Below are 7,744 nucleotides of genomic sequence, written 5' to 3'. Positions count from 1 at the left end.
GTGCTGAAGGTGGCCATGGGCATCAACAACACCGGCGTCATCACGGCCTACGGCAACCGCAATGGCAACGACGCGAAGCAGCTCGCCTTCCGCTTGACGCCGCAGTGACCAGCCGTTGACGCCCGTCGACCCCTCGTGCCGATCGCAGGATCGACACAAAGGTCGCGACTTCGCCAGCGTGATCAGCGAACCACGGGCGTGGCGATGTAGGCGTGCTCGGTGCCGTTGTACAGACCCTTGCCGAGGATGACGCCGGCGTTGTTCACGCTGCGGGCGCCGAGGTTGGTCCAGTTGGCGCCGCTGGCGTCGAGCAGTGCATCCAGCGCAAAGCACTCGCCGTCCTGGATCACCGCCACGTGGTGATGCTTCTGGCCGCCGTAGCCACCGACGATCAGGCCGTCGTTGGTGATGCCGGTGGGGTACGGTGAGAACTTGCCGCCGCAGGTTGGCAGCTCTTTCATCGTCTGGCCATCGAAGACGAAGCCGCGCGACTCCCAGCTCGGCAGCGTCGATGTTCCGACGACGTGCCCCAGGTCGTTGATGCCGTTCGCAAACGACATGCTGCCGCCCAGGGTGCCCAGCATGCGCACCGTGCCGTCGGGTTCCCAGATGACCGCGCGGGTCGACGAGTTGTCCGCCGTGTCCATGTCGCCGGCCGCCTGACCCAGGTTGTTCAGGTCGTTGACACGGGGCAGGCCGCGGCTGCCCATCCGTGCCAGGAAGACCAGCTTGCCCTGGCGCCACAGGACGGCGCTGATGACCTGGTTGCCATGGATCTTGCAGTCGATGCTGAAGGCGGCGTCACCGGTCTGGTTGAGGGCGCCGATTGAGCTGTAGTCGTCCTCCGTCGTGGTGTCGCAGCCGGCCAGCTTGTTCAGGTCCGTCATCACGCCGTCGCGCGTCCACAGTGCGCCTTGAACGGTGAGGATGTTTCCTTCGTCGCGCAGGTACTCGCTCAGCACGTCGCCGGCATCGTTCACGTCGCCCTCGAAGCTGCAGTAGCCGCTCGACCCCTTCAGGGCCACCGACTTGGCGCCGCTGCGCTTCAGATAGGAAACGTCCGAGCCCGTCCGGCTGTCGCGCCCGCAGCCGGCGATGTTGCCGTTGTCGCTGATTGCATTGACGTACTTGGGCTTGATGCTGTTGCTTTTGTCCAGCAGCTCGATGCGGTAGGTGGGTGGGGCGGCGAACGCGGTGGATGCGGCCAGGAGGCCGGCGCAGGCGAGGGACCGATGAAGGGCCTATCGCAGCCGGCGCGATGATGAACGAGACATGAGCGGTGCTCCTGCAGATGTTTGGGTGGGCGATGCTAGAGGCGGACCGACGCCTTGCTCATCATGGCAACCACTCGATTTGTTTACAGGATGTACATTGAGCTAATTCGTTAGCACCACGGTTATTCAGTCAACTCATTTGACCCCGCGTCAGACGCGAAGGCCCGGTTGATTCATGGGAGCGCTCTCAGCCGCCACCACTTCGGGCAGGCAGGGAAGGGGACAAGCGACCCACGTCGTAGACGCCGTCGTAAGCGCCGCCGTCCTTGGCCACGAAACGAAGCGAGAACCCCTTTGCGATCGTCTGGCTCGAGGAGCCCATTTCGGAAACGCCGCACTCGGGTATGCAGATCCATGCTGCCCCGCCGGCGTAGCCGACGTCCAGGCTGGTCAAGTCGCTGGCCGGCAAGTAACCCGCCATGAACCGCGTGCGTGGATCCCACGGCGCGCCGTCGGTTTTCTTCGCGTGGTAGTTGCCGACCAGCCCGACCACATAGTCGCTTGGGGTCTTGGTGATGCGCTCGAACGCCTGACTCATCAGCCGATCGCGATCGGCGCTGTCTTCGCCTGCCGCGACATCGATGGTGACGACATCGATCAGCGGCAGTTTGAGGCTGCGCAGGTAACGCAGGCGCTCGATCAGGTTGACCATCGCCGCGGACGATCGGCCGTCCGCCTTGTCGGTGGCCCAGAACTCCCCTTTCAACATCGCCGCGCGGTCGGCTGTGCTGCCGTTCGACAGAAGGTAGCTGCGGATGCGGTCTTGTTCGGTGCGAGGGATCTCCAGCGCCATCGTGAGGGTGTGGCCGCTGGTCAGGATGTGGCATGCCAGCGCAGCCACGAAGGCAGGGCTCTCGTTGGTGCCATGCAGCTCGCCTACCAGGGTGGACCGTTTGAGACCCGCGACATTCAGCCCGTCGATCTCGGGACACGCCACTTTGTCGCCTGTGGTGGCGGCTTGGGTCGGCAAAGGCAGCGCGCTCAACCCCGCAAGGGCAAGCGCCGGCCAAGGCAGACGGTGCAAGGCGGAACGCCAGCGGCTCCTGCGGCCGACGGCTGCAGGGTTGAAGGCACGATTCACGGGTGACAGTCCAGAAGCCACAGGAAATTCCAATGTGTGAGTGCGCAAGCAGCAGGCGCTGTCGCAGCGTTATGGTGGCCGACGATGGGGGCTCATCGGTGGACGGGTGTGAGTGAAGAATTGGGTTGCCGGTTCCGTGCTAACTTGCAAGTTGCCGACAAGCAAGGACGATACTTGGGCCGGGTAAGCCGCCGCCTCACGCCGCCTGCGCCATCGACGCGAGCCAATGAAAAACGGCCGCCCCCAGGGGGCGGCCGTGCCGATATCGGGACGGAACAGGCAGCGAGCGTTACCGCCGTTGCCTGACCGACCAAGCGTCAGTAACTGGCTTTCAGGCTGACGCCCGAGAAAGCCGAGTAGCCGCGCAGCATGACGCAGTAGTGGCGTGCGCTACGCGCTTACTCGGCCAGCGCCGCGCCGACAAGAAGGTCCTCGATGACCGCCTCGCGGAACTCATCGCTCTTGTAGGTGCCGTCGATGTTCATCAACATGGCCACGGCCTGGCTCTGGTCTTCCGTCAGCACCACCATGTTCGAAGCGCCGGTGTCGCTGCCCGAATGACCGACGACCTTGCGCTCGCGAACTTTCTCCTGGGTCCACCCGAGCCCTTGGTAGCCGTGGACCGACCGGGCCACCTGCCGGCGCAACATCTCCCCGACCGCCTGATCCGACAAGATGGCCTTCGGCCCCGTTTCTTGTCCCAACATCGCGTGCAGCGACCTGGCCAGATCACTGACCGAGCAACGGAGCAAGCCTGCAGGGACATCCGGGTAGCCCTGCTGCGGCAACTCGACGAATTCACCCTTCCTGAACCGGTAGGGCTTGGCCAGGACGTCCGGTTCGAAGTCCCGCAAGTACCAATGGGCGTTGTGGATGTCGAGCGGTGCGAGGACGTTTTCTTCGACATACGAGGCGAAGCCTTGCTGGCTCACACACTCCACGACATAACCTGCCAGCGCTGCACCCACATTGCTGTAGTCCCACTTCTTGCCGGGCTTCACCTTGAGGTATGACTTCTCAGGGTCATAGTGACGGCCCCCCTTGACCAGGTAGCCCTGCAGGAAGTTGGAAAGGCTGTTCTTGGGGTCGCCCGGATAGGTCACGTCGTGGCCCTTGTCCGAAATGCTGGAGGTGTGTGTGACGAGCTGATGCGGCGTCACGGGCAACGACGGGTGGTGCGGATTGATGACGGAGAAGTCGATGAAGTCATTCACATTCGCGTGAAGGTCCAATCCGCGGCGCTCGAACAATTGCACCAGTGCCGATGCGGTGAACAGCTTGCTGACCGACGCCAGATGCATCGGCGTGACCACAGTCAGCGCTCGATTCTTGGCCAGGTCAGCGAAGCCGAACGACGCTGTGTAGCGCACTGCATTGCCGGGCGAAGTGATGGCAACGGACGCGCCCACCACATGGGCCGCCGCCATCCGCGCCGGCACTCCCGCCTCGAAGTCGAGCCGCCATCGCTCGAATGGACTGTTGGGCTTTTGCGCCGCCGTTGCGAATACGGCTTGGGGCAACAACAAGCCAGCAATACCGCCTTGAACCACCGCACGTCTGGTTGAGAACATGGGGAGTCTCCTCTTCTTCACTATCGATTGATTGATGACCGTCCAGGGTTGCAACAGACCCATCAACCACGCGACTAGGCTCGAGATTGTTCGGGGCTGTCTCCTGATTCGGCGATGGCAGTCTGGCCAGCCATCGTTTCGGCTTCGTTGCTCCTTCACGTCGCGTCTTGAACCGCGCCGCTCCAAAGTATTGGGTACGCGCATGAGCGTACCGCCGGGTCGAACGTGCGAAGGTTTGAAGGGCGCGAGCCAATGAAAACGGCCGTCCCCGCGGGGACGGCCGTGCCGTTGTTGAGGCAGCCCAGACAGCGGGCGTTACCGCCGCTGCCTGACCGATCAAGCGTCAGTAACTGGCTTTCAGGCTAACGCCCGAGAAGGCCGAGTAGCCGCGCACCATGATGTAGTAGTCGCCCGCCGTGGTGGAGGTAACGGTGCAGGTCTCGTTGTTGCCCGTCAGGTAAGGACGGCAGAGGTAGGTGCTGGTCGTCGGCCGAGACCCGAAGCGGGTGTACAGATCTGCATCGCCCGTGCCACCCGTGATGGTGATCGTGAGCGTCTTGCCGGCCGGGGTGTTGACCCGCCAGTACTGCGCACTGCCCGTGGCACCCGACACCGTGACGACCTGGCCGTTCGTCAGCAGCGGGTCACCCCCGCCGCCACCGGAGTAGGTGGCCGTGAGCGTGACGCCGCTGTACGCCGCGTAGGCGTTGAGCAGCACGTAGTAGGTGCCGGCAGCGGGTGAGTTGACGGTGCAGGTTTCGGCATTGCCGGTCTTGTAGGGGCGGCAATCGTAGGTCGACAAGGTCGGCCGGGCGCCGAACTTGGTGTACATGTCCGCGTCGCCCGTCCCACCCGAGATGGTGAAGGTCAACGTGGTCTGGCCAGCCGGCACCACGATCTTGTAGAACGCCTGCGCCCCGATGGCGCCGCTCAGGCCGGAAAGCGGCGTGCCATTGGTCAACACCGTTTCATCGCCGCCGCCACCGCCGGGGGTAGGCACAGGCACGCCCACCGCCTGCCAAGCCTTGGCCACCGAGATCTGGTCGGCCAGCGGGTAGCCGAGGTTCACCGCGGCTTGCACCGTGGCGTTGCCGGCCGCCAGGAAGTTGGCGTTGGAGGTCAGGATGTTGACGTTAGTCTCATAGAAGATCCGGATGGCCTTCGTCATGCCCACGCCGGTCACGGTGATGTTGGACTTGCCACGCGGATGGGTGCCACCTTGCGACAGCAGGTAGAACGCCAAGTTGGCGATGCCCGAGCTGTAGTGGACGTCGACATTGCCCACGCCGCTGACCCAGAAGTCCTTGGACGCACCATCGGCCGCCGGGTCGTTCATGTAGCGCAGCGCGGGCGGGAGGATGTCCTCACCGACCTTCCACGTGTCTGACGACACGGTCAGCGTACCGGTCTTGCCGCCGTCGACATACGCCTCGGTGAAGGCGCCGAAGATGTCGGACATGGCTTCGTTCAAGCCACCCGATTCACCCGAGTAGACCAGGCCGGATTCGTTTTCGGTCACGGCGTGGGTCAGCTCGTGGCCAGTGACGTCGACGGCTCGCGCCAAGGGCGCGCAGCCCTGGCTGGAGTCGCCGTCGCCGTAGACCATCTGGGTGCTGTTCCAGTAGGCGTTGCAGTAGTTGGTGCTGTAGTGCACCGTGCTGATCAGCGCCGCGCCGGCGTTGTTGTAGGAGTCGCGATTCCAGAACGCCTTGTAGGCCTCATAGGTGGCGCCGGTGCCGTCGTAGGCGGCGTTCACGTCGACATCAGAGGTGGCGGCCTGGCCTTCGGACCGCTTGAGCGTTCCGGGCAGGCTGGTGCCGTTGTTGGCGCTATAGATCTTGCGGTTTTCCGCAAAGTAGATTTGCGGATGGACACCCAGGATGGCGCCGCTGTCGACGTCGACGTACACCTTGTCCCGCACCGGGTCTAGCCCGCGCTGGCCGGTGACGACGGTCTCATAGGCCAGATGGACGGAGCCTTGGGGTGACACGAAGTACACCCGGCGCGGCGGCGTGGTCGCCATGCCGGCGAAGCGGGCATCGGCCATCACCGCCGGGTGCACGGCGCTTTCGCCGACGTCACGGGAGCCCAGGCTGGCGGCCAGGTCGCCGCGGGCCGTGCCGTTGATGGCGAACACGCGTCCCTTGCCGTCCACGTGGACGACCAGGTCGCCGCCCACCACGTCGAGGCCGCGGTGGGTCAGGTTGTAGCGCAAATGCCGGCTGCCCATCGAATCGACGTTGACCTTGCGCAGCCGCAGGTCAGCAGGGTCCAGCCGCAGAGCGGCGAGCGCCGGCGCCAGCACCGAGCGCATCGTCAATTCAGTGACGGCCAGAGACGCCGCGTTGAGCTGCGGCGCTTGCCCCAGTTCCCCGCGCAAGAAGATCGGCACCCCGTTGGGGCCCGCCTGGATCACGTTCGCCGACTGCAGCGCACCAAGGGCGTGCGCAACGTCCGCTGGTGTGTTGCCTGGTACAGCGGCCATGGCGCTGGTGGCCAGCGCAAGCCCCGCGACCAAGGTGGCGATCGGCCGACCTTTGGTGCGTTTGGAGATCATCGAACTCATCTGCCAACTCCTCAAAAAGTGACGTAGAGCACGCGCGGTAGCGCGTGATGCCTTTCTTCTCCACGCGCCTGGTTAGACGCGCCGGCGCATGCTGCGAGCGTGTCTGTTTTGTGTCAATCCCGGAAAGCCATCTAACCTCATGAGGTTTGTCGAGCGACCTAAGTCAACATAGGGGTCGCCTGCGCGCGACGACTCCACAGCCAAAGGCACTTGCCCCCAGTTCAACGCCAGAACACCACGTATTGAGGAGGGTGAGCTAGTGTCCTGTCCCGCAGATAACTGTCATTGCGACGGGCCGCAATGGGGATGATCGCGAGTCGACGAGCCGGGTAGATACCGAGTGGTATCTGCCCGGCTTGGCGGCGCTGCGAGCGCCCCATTTCGGCCCGCCCTTCGGGTTCGACCAGATGGCGCGCTCGCGCGGCCGGTCATCTGGGCAGATACGCTGGGTATCTGCCCAGCCGCCCAGCCGCACGATCATCACCATCTGGTCGAATCTCAATGGCAGTTATCTGTGGGACAGGACACTAGGGGCCGCCCCCCCTGGCTCACCCAGTGCGCCATCGGCTGAGGATCATCACCAGCCAAGCAGATGCCTCAATCTCCATCCAAGTCGCAGATGACCTTGCCATCCTTGAACTCAGAGCAAACCCTCAGCTCCGGCACGCTTGATCGAGTGGCCGCCACTCGAGCCTGGGCATTTGGCTGGGCGATTTCCCGAGGCACTCAAACTCCGATCGAGCGTTCCGGTTATTTCGAAGTCGTCGTCGGAAGGCCTGAACAGACCACGCGGTACGTTCTGCCACACCTTGATCGAGGGCTTCTTCAGGAGCTCGTCTCCACGCAGGCTGGCCCCGGTAGTTGGCTGAAGATCTGTGCCCCGATTGAAAGCGTGTCCCCATTGCTTTCAATTCACTGGCAGGTTCACGAGCCAGAGTTCTTGATGAGCACCGACCTCGTCGGYGGCCATCTCCCAGCGATTGATGGCTACCGCGTGAATATCGATTCAGCGGGAGCGCTCGCGTTTGCGAAGCTCATCGCTGATACAGGGGAAATCGCCGCCAGCGGCCAAGTCGCCATTGATGGCTCGTTCGCCACCTTTGATCAGATCGTTACGGCCGAGCCCCACCGAAGGAAGGGGCTTGGCCGACACATCATGGCCGCGCTGTCCAAGCTCTCGCTCGATCTAGGGGCAAAGCAGGGCGTGTTGGTTGCCACAGAGGCCGGTGCTGCTCTGTACAAGGCGCTGGGC

The 7,744-nt window shown here is 63.8% G+C and carries 5 protein-coding genes; 1 reads left to right on the top strand and 4 read right to left on the bottom strand.

Going from position 1 to position 7,744, the window contains the following annotated elements; genetic code table 11:
• Positions 1-182: 182 nt before the first annotated feature.
• From AC1DYI_RS21340 to AC1DYI_RS21325, 4 genes are all read right to left on the bottom strand, one after another.
• Positions 183-1,025, bottom strand: coding sequence for a hypothetical protein (locus AC1DYI_RS21340; protein WP_477206140.1), 843 nt, complete (start codon positions 1,023-1,025; stop codon positions 183-185).
• Positions 1,026-1,461: 436 nt separating this feature from the next.
• The gene (locus AC1DYI_RS21335; protein WP_477206139.1) at positions 1,462-2,355 is read right to left on the bottom strand and encodes a hypothetical protein; all 894 of its coding nucleotides are present in this window, start codon (positions 2,353-2,355) and stop codon (positions 1,462-1,464) included.
• A 398-nt stretch (positions 2,356-2,753) separates the two neighbouring features.
• Positions 2,754-3,926 (bottom strand): serine hydrolase domain-containing protein, encoded by a 1,173-nt coding sequence (locus AC1DYI_RS21330; RefSeq protein WP_477206138.1) that lies wholly within the window; start codon positions 3,924-3,926, stop codon positions 2,754-2,756.
• A 343-nt stretch (positions 3,927-4,269) separates the two neighbouring features.
• Entirely contained in the window at positions 4,270-6,492 is a 2,223-nt protein-coding gene (locus tag AC1DYI_RS21325) for a M4 family metallopeptidase (protein ID WP_477206137.1), read from the bottom strand.
• A 943-nt stretch (positions 6,493-7,435) separates the two neighbouring features.
• Here AC1DYI_RS21325 and AC1DYI_RS21320 point away from each other — a divergent pair.
• On the top strand, positions 7,436-7,744 hold a 309-nt coding region (locus AC1DYI_RS21320), incomplete at its 3' end, for a GNAT family N-acetyltransferase (RefSeq protein WP_477206136.1).

It is taken from the genome of Ideonella sp. P3_A4 (genome assembly GCF_056403075.1).
Note: the sequence above shows the minus strand (reverse complement) of the source record. Positions and strands in the feature narration are given on the sequence as shown.

Bases quoted from the DNA above. Each gene is read 5' to 3' on its own strand.
- AC1DYI_RS21325 (WP_477206137.1), bottom strand. From the start codon at position 6,492: ATGAGTTCGATGATCTCCAAACGCACCAAAGGTCGGCCGATCGCCACC.
- AC1DYI_RS21330 (WP_477206138.1), bottom strand. From the start codon at position 3,926: ATGTTCTCAACCAGACGTGCGGTGGTTCAAGGCGGTATTGCTGGCTTG.